This window comes from Belnapia mucosa (assembly GCF_016775475.1).
Lineage (GTDB): Bacteria > Pseudomonadota > Alphaproteobacteria > Acetobacterales > Acetobacteraceae > Belnapia > Belnapia mucosa.
Genome location: NZ_JAEUXJ010000006.1, coordinates 159,224 through 174,030, shown reverse-complemented (window position 1 = coordinate 174,030; position 14,807 = coordinate 159,224). Strand labels below are relative to the sequence as shown.

Below are 14,807 nucleotides of genomic sequence, written 5' to 3'. Positions count from 1 at the left end.
TGTTACCGCATGGCCGGGAGGCCGCTGGACAGCCTGCCCGGCACCCTCCACCCTGGCGGAAAATCGGGAGGGTTCGGGGGATGAAGGCTGGACGCGGGATCGGGCGGCGCGGGCTGATCGGCGCCGGCGGGTTGCTTGCGGCGCCGGTCCTGGCCCAGGCGCCCTGGCCGGCGGGGCAGACCGTGGCCCTCGTCATTCCCTATGCCCCGGGCGGCGCCACGGATGTCGTCGCCCGCCTCGTCACCCAGGGCTTGCAGGAGAAGCTGGGCGGCACCTTCGTCATGGACCACAAGCCGGGGGCCTCGACCAGCCTCGCGGCCCGGATCGTGGCGCGGGCCAAGCCGGACGGGCTGACCCTGCTGCTCGGCACCATCGCCACCTTCACCCTGACGCCGCTGGCGCTGCGCAACCCGGGCTACGACCCGCTGGCCGATTTCATCCATGTGACGCAGGTCTGCGAGACGCTCTCGGTCCTCGTCGCCCATCCGCGCTGGCCGAGCCTGGAGGCGCTGATCGCGGCGGCCAAGGCGCGGCCCGATGCGCTGTCCTATGCCAGCTGGGGGGTCGGGACCACGGCGCACTTGCCGATGCTCGACCTGCTGAGCCGGGTCGGGGCGGAGATGCTGCATGTGCCCTATAACGGCGCCCCGCCGGCGCTGACCGACACCATCGCCGGGCGGACGGATTGCATGTTCGCCCTCTATGCCGCCTGCAAGGGGCATCTGGAGGAGGGGCGGGTCCGCGGCCTGGCGCAGCCCACCGCGACGCGGCCGGCCGCCATTCCGAATGTCGCGACCTTCGCCGAACTCGGCATCCCCGATTTCGTCTATACCGGCTGGTACGGCGTCCAGGCCCCGATCGGCACGCCGCCCGAGATCACCAGACGGATCGAACGCGCGCTGACCGAAAGCCTCGGCGACCCGAAGGTGCAGGCCTTCATGGCGACCCAGGGCCTGGCCCCTTCCGTCATGGGGCAGGCGGCGGCCGTTGCACGGATCGAGCGCGAATTGCCACAGAACCGCAGGCTGATGCAGCGTGCGGGCCTCAGCCCGGAGTAACCTCGTGACCAAAGCGCCCCATGGCCTGTCCCGCAACGCCGCCAATTACGGCGACCGGGAATTCGCCTTCTACCTGCGCCGCAGCTTCGCCGCCTCCATGGGCTATTCGCGGGCGATGCTGGAGAAGCCGGTGGTCGGCATTGCCGATACGGCCTCCGACTACAACAACTGCCACCGCAACGTCCCCGAGATGATCGAGGCGGTGAAGCGCGGCGTGCTGGCGGCGGGCGCGCTGCCCCTCGCCTTCCCGACCGTCAGCCTCTGCGAGCCCTCGCTGACGCCGACCTCCATGCACTACCGCAACCTGATGGCGCTCGATACCGAGGCGATGCTGTCGGCCCAGCCGATGGATGCGGCGGTGCTGATCGGCGGCTGTGACAAGACGGTGCCCGCCCAGCTCATGGCGGCCGCCAGCGCCGATGTGCCGAGCGTGATGCTGGTCACCGGCCCGATGCTGGCGCAGCGCTTCGAGGGCGAGCGGCTGGCCGCCTGCACCGATTGCCGCCGCTACTGGGCGCGCTACCGGGCGGGCGATGTCTCCGCCGAGCGGATTGGGGAGATCGAGGGCAAGCTGGCGACCAGCGCCGGCACCTGCGGCGTGATGGGCACGGCCTCGACCATGGCCTGCATCGCGGCGGCGCTCGGCTTCATGCCGCTGATGGCGGCCTCGGCGCCGGCCGTGCATTCCGACCGGCTGCGGATGGCGGAGGAGGCAGGGACGCTGGCCGTCCGGCTCATCACCCATCCGGTGAAGCCATCCCAGCTGATCACCGAGAAGAGCGTCGAGAATGCGCTACGCGTGCTGCTGGCGCTCGGCGGCTCGACCAATGCGCTGATCCATCTGACGGCGATCGCCGGACGGGCGGGGGTGAAGATCGACCTCAAGCGGCTCGACGCGCTCTCCGAGGAGACGCCGGTGCTGGTCGATCTGAAGCCGACCGGCGAGGGCTATATGGAGGATTTCCATGCCGCCGGCGGCATGGTCGCGCTGCTGCGCGAGCTGAAGGATCTGCTGCATCTCGACTGCATCGACCTCTATGGTCAGACCCTCGGCGAGCAGATCGAGGCCGGCACCCCCTTCGTGGACCGCACCTATATCCGCGCCCGCAACCAGCCGGTGAGCCCGGTCGGTGGCCTCGTCTCGCTCTTCGGCAGCCTGGCGCCGGAGGGGGCGATCCTCAAGCGGAGCGCCGCCACCCCTGCCCTGTTCGAGACCGAGGCGCGCTGCATCGTCTTCGACGGGCTGGCCGACCTCGCCGCGCGGATCGACGACGACGCGCTGGATGTGACGCCGCAGGACATCCTGATCCTGAAGAATGCCGGGCCGCTGACCCCGGCCGGGATGCCGGAGGCGGGCTATCTGCCGATCCCGAAGAAGCTGGCCCGCGCCGGCGTGAAGGACATGGTGCGGATGAGCGACTGCCGCATGTCCGGCACCGCCTTCGGCACCATCGTCCTGCACATCACGCCCGAGGCGGCGGCGGGCGGGCCGCTGGCGCTGGTCGAGACCGGCGACCGGGTGCGGCTCTCGGTGCGGGAGCGGCGGCTGGACCTGCTGGTGGAGGAGGCGGAGCTGGCCCGCCGCCGTGCCGCCTGGACGCCGCCCGCGGCGCCGAAGCGCGGCTGGGACAAGCTGGTGCATGAGCAGGTGCTGCAGGCAACGGAAGGCGTGGATCTGGCCTTCCTGAGGCCTGAGGGGGTCTGATCCCCCTTGCCAGGGTGCCGCCTGCCCACTAGCTGGCGGCACCAGACAGACCGGGGCAAGACCAATGCCGATCCTGAACCGCATCGCCGACTTCCACCCCGAGATGACCGCCTGGCGGCAGGATCTCCACGCCCATCCGGAGACCGCCTTCGAGGAGGTCCGCACCAGCGCCATCGTCGCCGAGAAGCTGCGCGAATTCGGCTGCGACGAGGTGATCACCGGCATCGCCAAGACGGGCGTCGTCGGCGTGATCCGCGGCCAGGGCGGCAGCGGCCGGGCCATTGGCCTGCGTGCCGATATCGACGCGCTGCCGATCCAGGAACAGACCGGCCTGCCGCATGCCTCGACCGTGCCGGGGAAGATGCATGCCTGCGGCCATGACGGGCATACCGCCATGCTGCTCGGTGCCGCCAAGTATCTGGCGGAGACGCGCAACTTCGCCGGCACCGTCTATGTCATCTTCCAGCCGGCCGAGGAGGCGGGCGGCGGCGGCAATGTCATGGTGAAGGAAGGCCTGTTCGAGCGCTTCCCGATGGAGCGCGTCTTCGGCATGCATAACTGGCCCGGCGCGCCGGAGGGCAGCTTCTGGTGGCGCGAGGGGCCGATCATGGCGGCGACCGCGCAGCTGGAGGTGACGATCTCCGGCAAGGGCGCACATGGCGCTATGCCGCATCAGGGCAATGACCCGATCGTGGTCGCGGCGCAGATGGTCACCGCGCTGCAATCCATCGTCGCCCGCAATGTCGAGCCGGCGGAATCCGGCGTCATCACCATCGGCCGGATCCAGGGCGGCGATACCTGGAACGTCATCCCCGAGGAGGTGACGATGCGCGGCACCGCCCGCTGGTTCAAGCCGGAGGTGGGCGACCTGCTCGAGCGCCGCTTCCTCGAGATCACGGGCGGCATCGCCCAGGCCTTCGGCGCGACGGCGAAGGTGGTCTTCGACCGCGGCTATCCCGCGACGGTGAATGAACCGGAGAGCACCGTCCTTTCGGTCCAGGCAGCCCGCGCCGTCGCCGGCGAGGCGAAGGTGCAGGAGATGCCGAAGCCGACCATGGGCGGCGAGGATTTCGCCTTCATGTTGAATGCCAAGGCCGGCAGCTACATCATGCTCGGCGCCGGCCGAGGCCCGGCGGACCCGCAGGTCCACCACCCGAAATACGATTTCAATGACGCCGTCCTGCCGATCGGCGCCAGCTACTGGGCGGCGCTGGCGGAGCAGATCCTGCCCAAGGGCTAGGCTCGGGACCCATTAGTCCGGGGTTCGCCTGACCTGACTGGCTGATTCCATGGCGGCCGGAGGTGCCGCCATGGCTGACCTGGCGCTTAACGAAGCGCTGATGCGTAAGACGGGGATCACGCCGGAACAGGACACTCCACGGAGACGGTTGGCCTTAGCGGCGCGCCATGCCCTTGCGAATCTCGCGTTCCACCGCGGAGCGCTCGCTCGTTCCGACGCGGCGAATGATCTCCTGCACGATCGCAGGCGATACACGGTGCCGCTTCGAAAGGTAGGCGATCTCCTCTTCGATCCGTGCCGCAGTGACCGGATCGACGGTTCCGGACTTCGCATTATTGGATTGGACCATAGTACATCGCTCGCCAAGGTGATGAAGAAGTTAAGCTAGGCCGCGTGGTCCATCGCCGCAGGCTCGGTGCTGGGTAGCGTGGCTGCTGCAATCCGCTCGATCGCTGCCGCCACTTCTGCCGGCGCCGAATGGTGCACCATATGCCCCACTCCCGGCAAAACCGCCAGCGTGCTGCCGGGGATTTCGGCATGCAGCTGTCTGGCGCGCTTGGCGAAAACCACCTTGTCGCCCTCGCCTGCCAGGATGGCCACTGGCATCGGTAGCGTCGCATAGTCGCCGCGCAGTTGCAGTGCACCGGGGATCATGAGCGCGCCATCACTGGAGGTGGCGCGGATCTGCGAGGGCCGCAAGGCCATGGCATCGGAATATTCGGAGCGGAACCGCGCCGGGATCGGCGCCGGCGAGAACATGCCGCGCTTCAGCAGTGGCATCAGCAGCCGCCCCAGCAGGGGCGAAACCGTATAGCGCAGCAGGTCCCCAAGCACCGGCATGGCCCCCGGGACCACCAGCAACACGTCTGGCCGTAACGTCCAGTGGTAGTAGCCCGACAGGAGCACCAGCCCCGCCGTCTCCGCCGGGTGCTGCACCGCCAAGGAAAGCGCGACGATCGCGCCCCAGGAATGGCCAACCACAATCGGTCGCTCGACAGCAATTTGGCGCATGGCTTGGTGCAGCAGGGCCGCCTGCTCCATTGCGGTCCAAAGCCGACCGCGTGGCCGCTCGCTATGCCCGAAGCCGGGTCGGTCGATGATGATGACCCGGTGCCGCTCGCGCAGCCGTGCGGCAAGCCCACTGGTTTCGTAGTCCTCGCCGCTCACCGCATTGCCGTGGATGAGCAAGACCGGTTGGCCGCGCCCGTGATCTGTGTAATGCAGGCGGACGCCATCCACCGTCATGAAGCGGCCCTTGGGCGGATGCCGGCGCTCCGCCCGCTTGGCCAATACTGCGTTCGTTACGGCGAGCCCGGCAAAGGCGGCAGCGCCGGCGAGTAGGCCTCGGCTCGTAGCAAGAGTTCGGATTGCAGCGGTTAGGGGCATGAAGCATTCCTAGGCAGCGTCATGCTGCAGTGCAGCATGGCGTTAACCCGATCGTACTGCGAAGGTTCCTGTCTCGCCGATCCTCGGCGGAAGAAGTTCAACGGGGCGGAGGGCAAAGCGTGCCCCGTGGCCCCGAAGCCCCCCGCTGCCGGTCGCCGGTACAAATCCGGGGATGGTTCGCACCTCGTCCCTGCCAGCCCTCGATCAGAGTCGAAATCGCTGAGGCCGGGTTGGCCATCCCACTGCCGGTCGAGCGGCCGGCGGACTCGGCGCTCGGCCTCGGCCTCGGCAATGAGTGCTCCTTGAGGCCGGCATGACGAGCCGGCATCATCCCGTCCTCGACGAATCCCCGGTTTTCGTTGCCATAGGCCCGGTATTACGGGCCGCTGTCGTCGCGGCACCCGCAGGCGAAACGGATCGCGATGCGGTTGCCGGCGAAGGCCCAGAGCTTTTTGATGAGGCGGTAGTCCAGCTCCCGCCGCCACTTGCGGGTCAGGAAGGCCTCCGCCTCGGTGCGGCGATGGCCGTCGCCGGCGAGCGGGAGGACGGGCGCGACGCTGGAGGATCTTGCCAACATCGTCGGCAATGCCCTTGTCGTGCTGGAGGAGGCCGGGCCCGTCACGTGCTGGCGGCTGCTCGAAACCGTGCGGGCCTACGCGCTGGAGCGGCTCGCCGAGAACGGCGAGGCAGCGGCGGCGGCGCGGCGCCGTGCGGAGTTCCTTTGCGACCTCTTCGTGCCCGGCCACTCCGCGCGTCCATTGCCATCGACGGTGGAAAGCGCGGCGACCTATAGCCGCGAACTCGACAATCTCCGCGCCGCTCGACTGGGATTCGTCCGACACCGGGGATGCCGCGATGGGCGTCACGCTGACGGCGGCCTGCGTGCCCTATCTGCTGCAGGGCTCCTCCATGGCGGAATGCCGCGATCGCGCCGAGCGGGCGCTCGCGCATCCCGCCACGGCGGCGCTGGATGCGCGGCTCGAGGCGCAGCTGCGGATCACGCTGAGGCTGGCCCTGGTTTACGGGACGAGCCAAGTCGAGCGGATCGGCGCGATCCTGGCGCGGGCGGTGGAGCTCGCCGCTGGGCTCGACGATGCGGACATGCTGCTGCAGGCGCTCGGGGCAACCTTCATCCACAGGTTCAACAACAGCGAGCACCGCGAGGCGCAGGCCTCAGCCGAGCATTTCGCGGCGCTGGCGCAGCCTCCGGCGGACCCGGCGATATTCTGATGGCCGACCGCATGATGGGCACGACCCCGCATTCTGCCGGCGACTAGCCGGAGGCGCGGCGGCGCTACGACCGCGTCCTACGGCACTATGCCGGCTCGTGCGGGCGGCGACCCTTGACTTGGCTGCACTATGACGAGCCGGTCCTCGTCAAGGCGCGGCAGGCGCGGGTGCTTTGGCTGCAGGGCCATCTCGACCGGTCACGGGCCCTGGACCACCCGATGTCGGAATGCCTGGCGATCGGCGAGGCGGCCTGCCCGATCGCCATGATGGTCGACTATTTCGACGCCGCGCAGCGCTACCTGGCGATCGCGGCGAAGCGGCGCGCGGCACCGCCCTGCTGGGGGCAGCCATCGGCAATGTCCCCGGCTCCGCCGCAATCCTCGAGGAGGCGCTGGAGCGGGCGGTGCGCAGTGACACATCCCCGAACTGCTGCGCCTCAAGGGCGAGCTGCTGCTCCGCACGCCGGGCAATGCGGCCGCCGCGGGCGAGGCCTGCTTCGAAGCGGCGATGGCCCTGGCGGCGCGCTAGGTGTTGGCCCCGGTCCAGGCCGGCTTCGCCGAAGGCCTCAAGTCGTCCGGCATTCCTCGCCGGACTTGAAAATGCTCAAGCCTTTGCCGAGGGCCGTGCCGCCATCATTGCGCGATGCGCGGTGACGGCCTTCAGCGCCGGATCGATCGGCTGCCCCACCTGGGCGCCGAAATCGAGGAAGGCGAAGAGCATGATGTCGGCGAGGGTCAATTTTTCGCCGCAGATGAAGGTCCGGCCAGCGATCAGCCCGTCCAGCCAGGCCAGCCTCTCCCGCGCCGTCGCCTTCAGGTCATCAGCCGCCTGGGGGATGCAGCGGATGCGGTTCTGGAACAGCTTCAGCCCCTCGGCGAAGCGGAAGCCGTTGAGCATCGGCTCGACGATGTTGAGGTCGATCCGCCGCGCCCACATCCGCGTCTCGGCCCGCTCCCGCGGATTGGCGCCGATGAGCGAGGGGCCCGGGGTGATCTCGTCCAGGTATTCGCAGATGGCGGTGATCTCGGCGAGGACGCTGCCATCGTCGAATTCGAGGCAGGGCATCTGCCCGGCCGGGTTCTTCGCCATATAGAGCGGTTGGCGGTTCTCGCCGCCCCGCAGGTCAATCTCGGTTTTCGGGATCTCGACTCCACGCTCGGCCATGAAGATACGGACGACGCGCGGATTTGGCCCGACGGAATTGTAGAACAGCATGGCGGCCTCCCTGCCCTTTTGCAGGGAGGCTAGCGCGGTCTCAGCGCCCCTGCCAGACCGCCTGCGCCTCCCGCGCGATGACGGCGACCCGGGCCGCCACCTCCTCGGCGGTGATGGAGCTGACGGGATGGTCGATCACCACCGGCCGCAACCCGGTCATGCCGAGGGCGGTGCGGGTCAGCACTGTCTCCCGCTCGAACTCGGTGGTGATGATGCAGGCCGCGGCGACGCCCAGCCGCTCCAGCGCGATGCTGTCCCGCACGCAGCAGGAGCAGCAGGAGCCGCAATCGCCGATCGCGGTCAGCAGGATGTCGCATTCCGCAGCGATCCGAGCGATCAGCTCCGGCGCCGCATCCTTCGAGAAGCTGTGCTTGACGTAGTAGTTCACCGCGCCGAAGCGGATCTCACGCTCCAGCGCCGCCTGCGCCCCACGCAGCAGCTTGTTGGCGTTCCACTTGCTGTTGTCGAGGATGCCGAGGCGCAGTCCGTCGAGGTTCGGGCGCCGCGGCGAGATCGGCGTATCGGATGATTCCACCCGGCCGCGCGGGTCGTAGACGAAGGCGGTGCCGGTATCGAGCGTGGTGAGCATGATGCTGTCCTCCCCTCAGATCGCGCAGACGCCGCCGATGCAGTCCGCCGCCTCGGCGGCCGCGCCTTCCGTCACCGGCTTCATGACCGCCGTGTTCATATGTCCCCAGCCGGGGATGAAGGCGGAGAAGCGCCCGGCATCGCCGCCGATGACGAACAGATGGATGTTGTCCGGGCTCGGCACGATGGGGATGCGGCTGTCGGGGTCGCGCTTGTACCATTTCGGCAGGTTGCGGTTGTAGACCCGGCCATAGCGATGGTCGCGGGTGATCAGCCGGAAGGCATTGCCGCTATGCATCCAGAGATAGTGGCGGATGTCGTGCCGGGTCCAGCCATGCTTGGCGATGGTCCGCGCATGTTCCAGCCCCAGCGCCACGGCGCAATGGCCCGACAGCACCGCATTGTTGCTGGCGATGGTGCTCATCGCCGAGCAGATGGTGTCGAGGATGCCTTCCGGGTCGTTGCACTGGTGGTCGGTGACGCTGTGCGGCGCCTCGGCGGCCATGGCGAAGACGGTGCTGTCCTCGGGCTTCCAGCCATGCTCGACATGATAGGGTGCGAAGGGGCTGGCCGCCTCGTTCTCGCAGATGGCGTAGCTGTATTTGGCCGGGTTGCCGAGCGTGCATTTGTCGAGATCGGGCGGATGCCCGCCGCCCACATTCAGCATCATCAGGCGGATGGCGCGGCCGATGGTCGCATTGGCGCGGTTGCCGGGGCCGAAGGCGTTGGCGCCGCCATTCATGCCGATCTCGCGCGCGATGGGGCCGTTCACGATGACCAGCGGCGCCGCCATATGCGTCGTCGCCTGCACGCCGTTCAGGTTGAAGGCTTGGTCGGTCAGCGCCAGCATCGCCGCGCGGAGCACGGGCGCATAGGCGGGCTGGCAGCCGGCCATCACGGCATTGATCGCCAGCACCTCCCGCGTGAGCAGGCCCCAGCGCGGCGCGACGCGGCATTCGACATGGTCCGGTTCCCCGCCCAGGGCGGCGACGAAGGCCTCGACCTTGGCCGGGGTCGGCGGCACCACGGGCAGGCCATCGGTCCAGCCCCGCTCGAAGTAATACTCAATGAGGTCGGTCCCGGCCTCGACGGCGGTGGCGATGGACATGGCACGTTCTCCCTGGCGCTATCCTGCACCTATGCAGCCATCGCCACATCACCATTCATTCTTGCGAATTGTGCATCAATCCACGCAGCAGCCCCCGCAGCCCCGCCGCTGCCGGGGAAAGCGCCCGCTCCGGCAGGGTCACCAGCCCGATCTCCCGCCGCAGTCCGGGCGGCGCCAGCGACCGGACCGCAAGGCCGGAAGCCCCGACCACGGCCCCCGCGGGAACGATGGCCAGCCCCAGCCCGGCCCGGACCAGCGCCAGCATGGTGCCGAATTGCCCGACCGTCGCGGCATGGCGCAGCGCCAGCCCCTCCGCCGCCGCGGCACCGTCGAGGATGCGCCGGGTCCGCGCCTCGGCCGGGAAGGAGATCAACGGCTCCGCCGCCAGTTCCGCGAGGGTAAGCTCCGCCCGCGCCGCCAGCGCATGGCCCGGCGGCAGCACGGCGAGGAAGACCTCCGTCCCCAGCGCCTCCCCCACCAGCCCCTCCGGCAGCGCCTCGAGATAGGTGATGCCGAGATCGGCGGCGCCGCTGCGGACATCCTCCAGCACCGTGCCGTGCACGCCTTCGCGTAAATGCAGCTCCACTCCCGGTCGTTCGGTCCGCCAGGCGCCCAGAATGCGCGGCAGCAGCCCCGCCGCGACCGACATGATGCAGGCGAGGATGACCTGGCCGCGCTGCTCCTCGGCCAGTTCGCGCAGGCTGCGCGCGGTGATGCGGAGGTCGTTCACCACCCGCTCCGCCACGGCGACGAATTCCCGCCCCGCCGCGGTCAGCGCGACGTGCCGCGTGCTCCGCTCGAACAGTGCGACGCCGAGCACATCCTCGATTCTTTGAATGGTCCGCGTCAGCGCCGGCTGGGAGAGGCGCAGCGTGGCGGCCGCAGCGACGAAGCTGCCATGCTCCGCCACCGCCAGCACCGCCTGCAACTGCCGGGCGCCCAGATCGGGGACTCGTTCCATGCCCCCACTATGGCATGCCGCCCGGCCGGGCTAGCATCGCCGGGCCCAAAGGGAGGGACCCCGGATGATCCATGAGCTTCGCATCTATCACTGCGTGCCCGGCCGCCTGCCGGCGCTGCTGAAGCGCTTCGACACCATCACGCTGAAGCTGTGGGAGAAGCACGGTATCAAGCAGGCCGGCTTCTGGACCGTCCTCGTCGGCTCCTCCAACCAGGATCTCTATTACCTGCTGGAATGGGAGAGCCTCGCCGAGCGCGAGCAGAAATGGAACAAATTCGCCGCCGATCCGGAATGGCTGACGGCGCGGGCGAAGACTGAGGAAGACGGCCAGATCGTCGCCTCGGTCGAGAACCTGCTGCTCGCGCCGACCGCCTTCTCGGCGGTGAAATAGCATGGCCGGGCCCCCGACCTTCGCCACGCCGCCGGGCTTCCTCGGCATCGCGCGCGCTGATCCGGGGGCCGGATTCGTGGTGGCGGGCGTGCCGCTCGATATCGGCACGACCAACCGCGCCGGCACGCGGGACGGGCCGGCGGCGATCCGCCGGGCCAGCCGCATGCTGGTGGACGGGATCCATCCGGAACACTGGGTGGACCCCCGCGACCTCGATATCGCCGATATCGGCGATTTCGCCATCGCCCTCGGCGACATCCCCGGCAGCCTCGCGCTGATCGAGCGCCAAGCTGCCGCCTGCCAGCACTTGGTCGCGCTGGGGGGCGAGCACGGCATCACCCTGGCGCTGCTGCGGGCTCTGTCGCGACGTCTCGGCACCCCACTCGGGCTGCTGCATTGCGATGCGCATGTCGATACCTGGGCGGATAATTTCGGCCAGGCCTTCGCCCATGGCTCGCCCTTCTACCATGCGATCCGGGAGAGGCTGGTGGACCCCCGGCGGATGATCCAGATCGGCATCCGCTCCCCGGTCGACCGCGCCACCTGGGATTGGACCATCGCCCAGGGCGTCACCACCGTGACCGGGCAGGAGGCGCAGGAACTGGGGCCGGCGGCGCTGGCCGAGCGGGTGCGGGGCGTGCTGGGCGCGGCGCCCGCCTACCTCTCCTTCGATATCGATTGCCTCGACCCCGCCTTCGCGCCGGGGACGGGCACGCCCGAGATCGGCGGCCTCGCCTCCTGGCAGGCCCAGGGACTGCTGCGGCGCCTCGGTGGGCTCGATTTCCGTGGGATGGATGTGGTGGAGGTCTCGCCGGCGCATGACGTCGCCGAGATCACCGCGCTGGCGGCGGCGACGCTGGCCTGGGAATATCTCGCCCTGCAGGCCCTCCGCCGGTAAGTTTCCTGAAAGCTTCCTGGCTTTCCGGCGCCCATGCCGGCGGATCGCCCGAGCCCCGAAAAAAAAGCATGGCAATCGGGGGCAGGAGGCACTATTTCTCCGGTCGCGGTAGGCCGTAGGGCCGCCGCTGGCGCTATCGCACGTGCCGCGAGCCCCACCCGCCTGATGGGTCGGGCACAGCAACGACGGGACGCGTCCTTTTCGTCCATGCCGGCCCGAACGGGGCCGGGGCCGCGAGGGATCTGCCTATGTTGCTCGAACGGGTCGCTGCAATGCGAACACCTCTCCGCATCGCCTGAAACCGGGCTCAGCCCCGCCCCATTTCTCGCCGAGGATTGCGCCATGTCCCTGCTCCGCACCCGTGCGGCGGTCGCGCCGCTGCGCCGCCAGTTCGACGATGCCCTGACCGCCCTGCCCTCCGTCGATGCCCTCGTCGCCGTCGAGCGGCCGGAGGAGCCGATGCACTGCCTGCGTCCCGCCGCCATCGCCGAGGCCGCGGCGGGCTTCGTTGCCGGCTTCCCGGGCGAGGTGCTCTATGCGGTGAAGTGCAATCCCGAGCCCACCGTGCTGCGCGCGGTCTGGGAAGGCGGGGTGCGGCATTTCGACTGCGCCTCGGCGAATGAGGTGGCGCTGGTCCGCAGCATGTTCCCCGAAGCCGGCATCCATTTCATGCACCCGATCAAGGCGCGCGGTGCGATCCGCGCCGCCTGGGGCGAGCATGGCGTGCGCGACTTCGTGCTCGACAGCGCGGCGGAGCTCGGGAAGATCCTCGCTGAGACGGGCGCCGGTGCAGCAGAGGGGCTCGGCCTCTTCATCCGCCTCGCCATGCCGAAGGGCCAGGCGATGCTCGACCTCTCCGGCAAGTTCGGCGCGGCGCCTGAGGAGGCGGCAGAGCTGCTGCGCGCGGCGCGGCCGGCAGCGGGGCGGCTCGGGATCTGCTTCCATGTCGGCTCGCAGATGATGGACCCGCTGGCCTGGCGGAATGCCATGGCGCTGGCCGGCGAGGTGATCCGCGCCGCCGGCGTGCCGGTCGAGGTGATCGATGTCGGCGGCGGTTTCCCGGTCGCCTATCCGGGGATCGAGCCGCCCCCGCTTGGCGCCTTCTTCGCCGAGATCGAGGCCAGCTTCGAAGCGCTGGAGCTGCCGGGCGTGACCCTCTGGGCCGAGCCCGGGCGGGCGCTCGTCGCCGGCGGCGGCTCGGTCGTTCTGCAGGTCCAGGCGCGGCGCGGCGGGGAGCTGTTCGTGAACGACGGCGTTTATGGTGCCTTGTCGGATGCGGGCGTGCCGGGCTTCACCTTCCCGGTGCGGCTGATCCGGCCCGATGCGCCGGCCAGCTTGGCGCCGGAGGAGGGTTTCGTCCTCTGGGGCCCGACCTGCGACAGCGCCGACCGGATGAAGGGGCCCTTCTGGCTTCCCGCCGATACCCGGGAGGGCGACTGGATCGAGGTCGGCCAGCTCGGTGCCTATGGCGCCTGCCTGCGCACCGCCTTCAATGGCTTCGACAGGGCTCGCCTGGTCGAGGTGCGGGACCGGCCGATGCTCGAAGCACCGGCCGACCCGGAAATTTCACTGGCCGCCTGAGAGCTCAGGCTGGAAGGAACGCCGCCATGATCCATGCCCGCTTCACCGGCCGCCTTGTCATGCTCGGCTTCGGCAGCATCGGCCAGGGCGTCCTGCCCCTGATCCTCCGCCATATCGAGATCCCCCGCGAGGCGATCACCATCGTGACCGCCGAGGAGCGCGGACGCGAGGTGGCGGAGGAATACGGCATCCGCTTCGTCGTTGAGCCGGCGACGCGGGAGAATTACCGCGACCTGCTCTCGCCGCTGCTGCGGCCGGGCGACTTCCTGCTGAACCTCTCGGTGGATGTCGCCTCGGTCGCGCTGATGCGGCTCTGCCAGGAACTGGACGTGCTCTATCTCGATACGGTGGTGGAGCCCTGGGCCGGGGGCTACACTGACCCGTCGCTCACCCCTTCGCAGCGCTCGAATTACGCGATGCGGGAGGCGGCGATCGCACTGCGCGAGGCAACGCGCGGCGGCCCGACCTCGATCACCGCGCATGGCGCCAATCCCGGCCTGGTCAGCCACTTCGTGAAGCAGGCGCTGCTCGACATCGCCCGCGACACCGGCGCGCCGATCGCGGCACCGCCGCCCGCCTCCGACCGCGCTGCCTGGGCCCGCATCGCCGAGGGGCTCGGGGTGAAAGTCATCCATATCGCCGAGCGCGACACCCAGGTGGCGGACCATCCGAAGCGGCCGGGCGAGTTCGTCAATACTTGGTCGGTCGATGGCTTCGTCGGCGAGGGTTGCCAGCCCGCCGAACTCGGCTGGGGCACGCATGAGCGGGCGCTGCCGCCGGATGGCCAGCGCCACGGCTTCGGCTGCGACGCTGCGATCTACCTGATGCGGCCGGGCGCCTCCACCCGCGTCCGCACCTGGACGCCGCTGGAGGGGCCCTTCCACGGCTTCCTCATCACCCATAACGAGAGCATCTCGCTGGCCGACTACTACACGCGGCGCGATGCGGATGGCAGCGTCGCCTATCGCCCGACCGCGCATTACGCCTACCATCCCTGCGACGACGCCGTGCTCTCGGTCCACGAGTTGGCTGGCAAGAATTGGCAGATGCAGCCGGAGAAGCGGCTGATGACCGACGAGATCGTCTCCGGCATGGACGAGCTTGGCGTGCTGCTGATGGGCCATGCGCGGGGCGCCTACTGGTACGGCTCGCGCCTCACCATCGAGGAGGCGCGCAAGCTCGTGCCGCACAACAACGCCACCTCGCTCCAGGTGACGGTTGCGGTGCTGGCCGGGGTAATCTGGGCGATGGAAAATCCGCGCCGCGGCCTGGTCGAGGCGGACGAGCTGGACCACGACCGCATCCTCGAGATCTGCCGCCCCTATCTGGGCCAAGTCGTCGGCGTCTATTCCGATTGGACGCCGCTGCAGGATCGCGGCCAGCTCTTCCCCGAGGCGCTGGTCACCGACGATCCCTGGCAGTTCGCCAATTTCCGCGTGACCTGAA

Annotated in this window: 15 protein-coding genes; 9 read left to right on the top strand and 6 right to left on the bottom strand. The window is 69.4% G+C overall.

What is annotated here, in order from left to right; genetic code table 11:
• Positions 1 to 80: 80 nt before the first annotated feature.
• From JMJ55_RS16165 to JMJ55_RS16150, 4 genes are all read left to right on the top strand, one after another.
• Entirely contained in the window at positions 81 to 1,058 is a 978-nt protein-coding gene (locus JMJ55_RS16165; protein WP_202826613.1) for a Bug family tripartite tricarboxylate transporter substrate binding protein, read from the top strand.
• A gap of 4 nt (positions 1,059 to 1,062) precedes the next feature.
• Positions 1,063 to 2,763, top strand: a complete 1,701-nt coding sequence (locus JMJ55_RS16160) for a dihydroxy-acid dehydratase (protein ID WP_202826612.1) — start codon at positions 1,063 to 1,065, stop codon at positions 2,761 to 2,763.
• Positions 2,764 to 2,827: 64 nt separating this feature from the next.
• Entirely contained in the window at positions 2,828 to 4,003 is a 1,176-nt protein-coding gene (locus tag JMJ55_RS16155) for a M20 aminoacylase family protein (RefSeq protein ID WP_202826611.1), read from the top strand.
• A 70-nt stretch (positions 4,004 to 4,073) separates the two neighbouring features.
• A complete protein-coding gene (locus JMJ55_RS16150; RefSeq protein WP_202826610.1) occupies positions 4,074 to 4,391 on the top strand; it encodes a hypothetical protein in 318 nt (105 codons plus the stop codon).
• Here JMJ55_RS16150 and JMJ55_RS16145 read toward each other — a convergent pair.
• Positions 4,388 to 5,293: an alpha/beta fold hydrolase gene (locus JMJ55_RS16145; RefSeq protein ID WP_202826609.1), complete on the bottom strand. Its 906-nt coding sequence runs from the start codon at positions 5,291 to 5,293 to the stop codon at positions 4,388 to 4,390. The two genes, JMJ55_RS16150 and JMJ55_RS16145, sit on opposite strands and share 4 nt — an antisense overlap.
• Positions 5,294 to 5,765: 472 nt before the next feature.
• Positions 5,766 to 5,966 carry a DUF1348 family protein gene (locus tag JMJ55_RS31020; protein WP_236033762.1) on the bottom strand — a complete coding sequence of 67 codons (201 nt, stop codon included), beginning with the start codon at positions 5,964 to 5,966 and terminating at the stop codon, positions 5,766 to 5,768.
• A gap of 278 nt (positions 5,967 to 6,244) precedes the next feature.
• Between JMJ55_RS31020 and JMJ55_RS16135 the strand changes: the two genes are divergently transcribed.
• Complete coding sequence (locus JMJ55_RS16135) at positions 6,245 to 6,619, top strand: hypothetical protein (RefSeq protein ID WP_202826608.1); 375 nt, start codon at positions 6,245 to 6,247, stop codon at positions 6,617 to 6,619.
• A gap of 603 nt (positions 6,620 to 7,222) precedes the next feature.
• Here the strand turns inward: JMJ55_RS16135 and JMJ55_RS16130 are convergent.
• Genes JMJ55_RS16130 through JMJ55_RS16115 form a run of 4 tightly spaced genes read right to left on the bottom strand, consistent with a single transcriptional unit; the run spans position 7,223 to position 10,491 of the window.
• Complete coding sequence (locus JMJ55_RS16130) at positions 7,223 to 7,834, bottom strand: glutathione S-transferase family protein (RefSeq protein WP_202826607.1); 612 nt, start codon at positions 7,832 to 7,834, stop codon at positions 7,223 to 7,225.
• 40 nt (positions 7,835 to 7,874) lie between these two features.
• Complete coding sequence (locus tag JMJ55_RS16125; protein WP_202826606.1) at positions 7,875 to 8,423, bottom strand: UGSC family (seleno)protein; 549 nt, start codon at positions 8,421 to 8,423, stop codon at positions 7,875 to 7,877.
• A gap of 15 nt (positions 8,424 to 8,438) precedes the next feature.
• Positions 8,439 to 9,530 carry a hypothetical protein gene (locus JMJ55_RS16120; RefSeq protein ID WP_202826605.1) on the bottom strand — a complete coding sequence of 364 codons (1,092 nt, stop codon included), beginning with the start codon at positions 9,528 to 9,530 and terminating at the stop codon, positions 8,439 to 8,441.
• 55 nt (positions 9,531 to 9,585) lie between these two features.
• A complete protein-coding gene (locus JMJ55_RS16115; RefSeq protein WP_202826604.1) occupies positions 9,586 to 10,491 on the bottom strand; it encodes a LysR family transcriptional regulator in 906 nt (301 codons plus the stop codon).
• Positions 10,492 to 10,555: 64 nt separating this feature from the next.
• Between JMJ55_RS16115 and JMJ55_RS16110 the strand changes: the two genes are divergently transcribed.
• The 4 genes from JMJ55_RS16110 (at position 10,556) to JMJ55_RS16095 (ending at position 14,806) form a co-directional block, all read left to right on the top strand.
• A complete protein-coding gene (locus JMJ55_RS16110; protein WP_202826603.1) occupies positions 10,556 to 10,882 on the top strand; it encodes an NIPSNAP family protein in 327 nt (108 codons plus the stop codon).
• Between the two features lies 1 nt (position 10,883).
• Complete coding sequence (gene speB / locus JMJ55_RS16105) at positions 10,884 to 11,780, top strand: agmatinase (RefSeq protein ID WP_202826602.1); 897 nt, start codon at positions 10,884 to 10,886, stop codon at positions 11,778 to 11,780.
• A 342-nt stretch (positions 11,781 to 12,122) separates the two neighbouring features.
• Positions 12,123 to 13,361, top strand: a complete 1,239-nt coding sequence (locus JMJ55_RS16100; protein WP_202826601.1) for a type III PLP-dependent enzyme — start codon at positions 12,123 to 12,125, stop codon at positions 13,359 to 13,361.
• Positions 13,362 to 13,387: 26 nt separating this feature from the next.
• Complete coding sequence (locus JMJ55_RS16095) at positions 13,388 to 14,806, top strand: homospermidine synthase (protein WP_202826600.1); 1,419 nt, start codon at positions 13,388 to 13,390, stop codon at positions 14,804 to 14,806.
• Position 14,807: the final 1 nt, after the last annotated feature.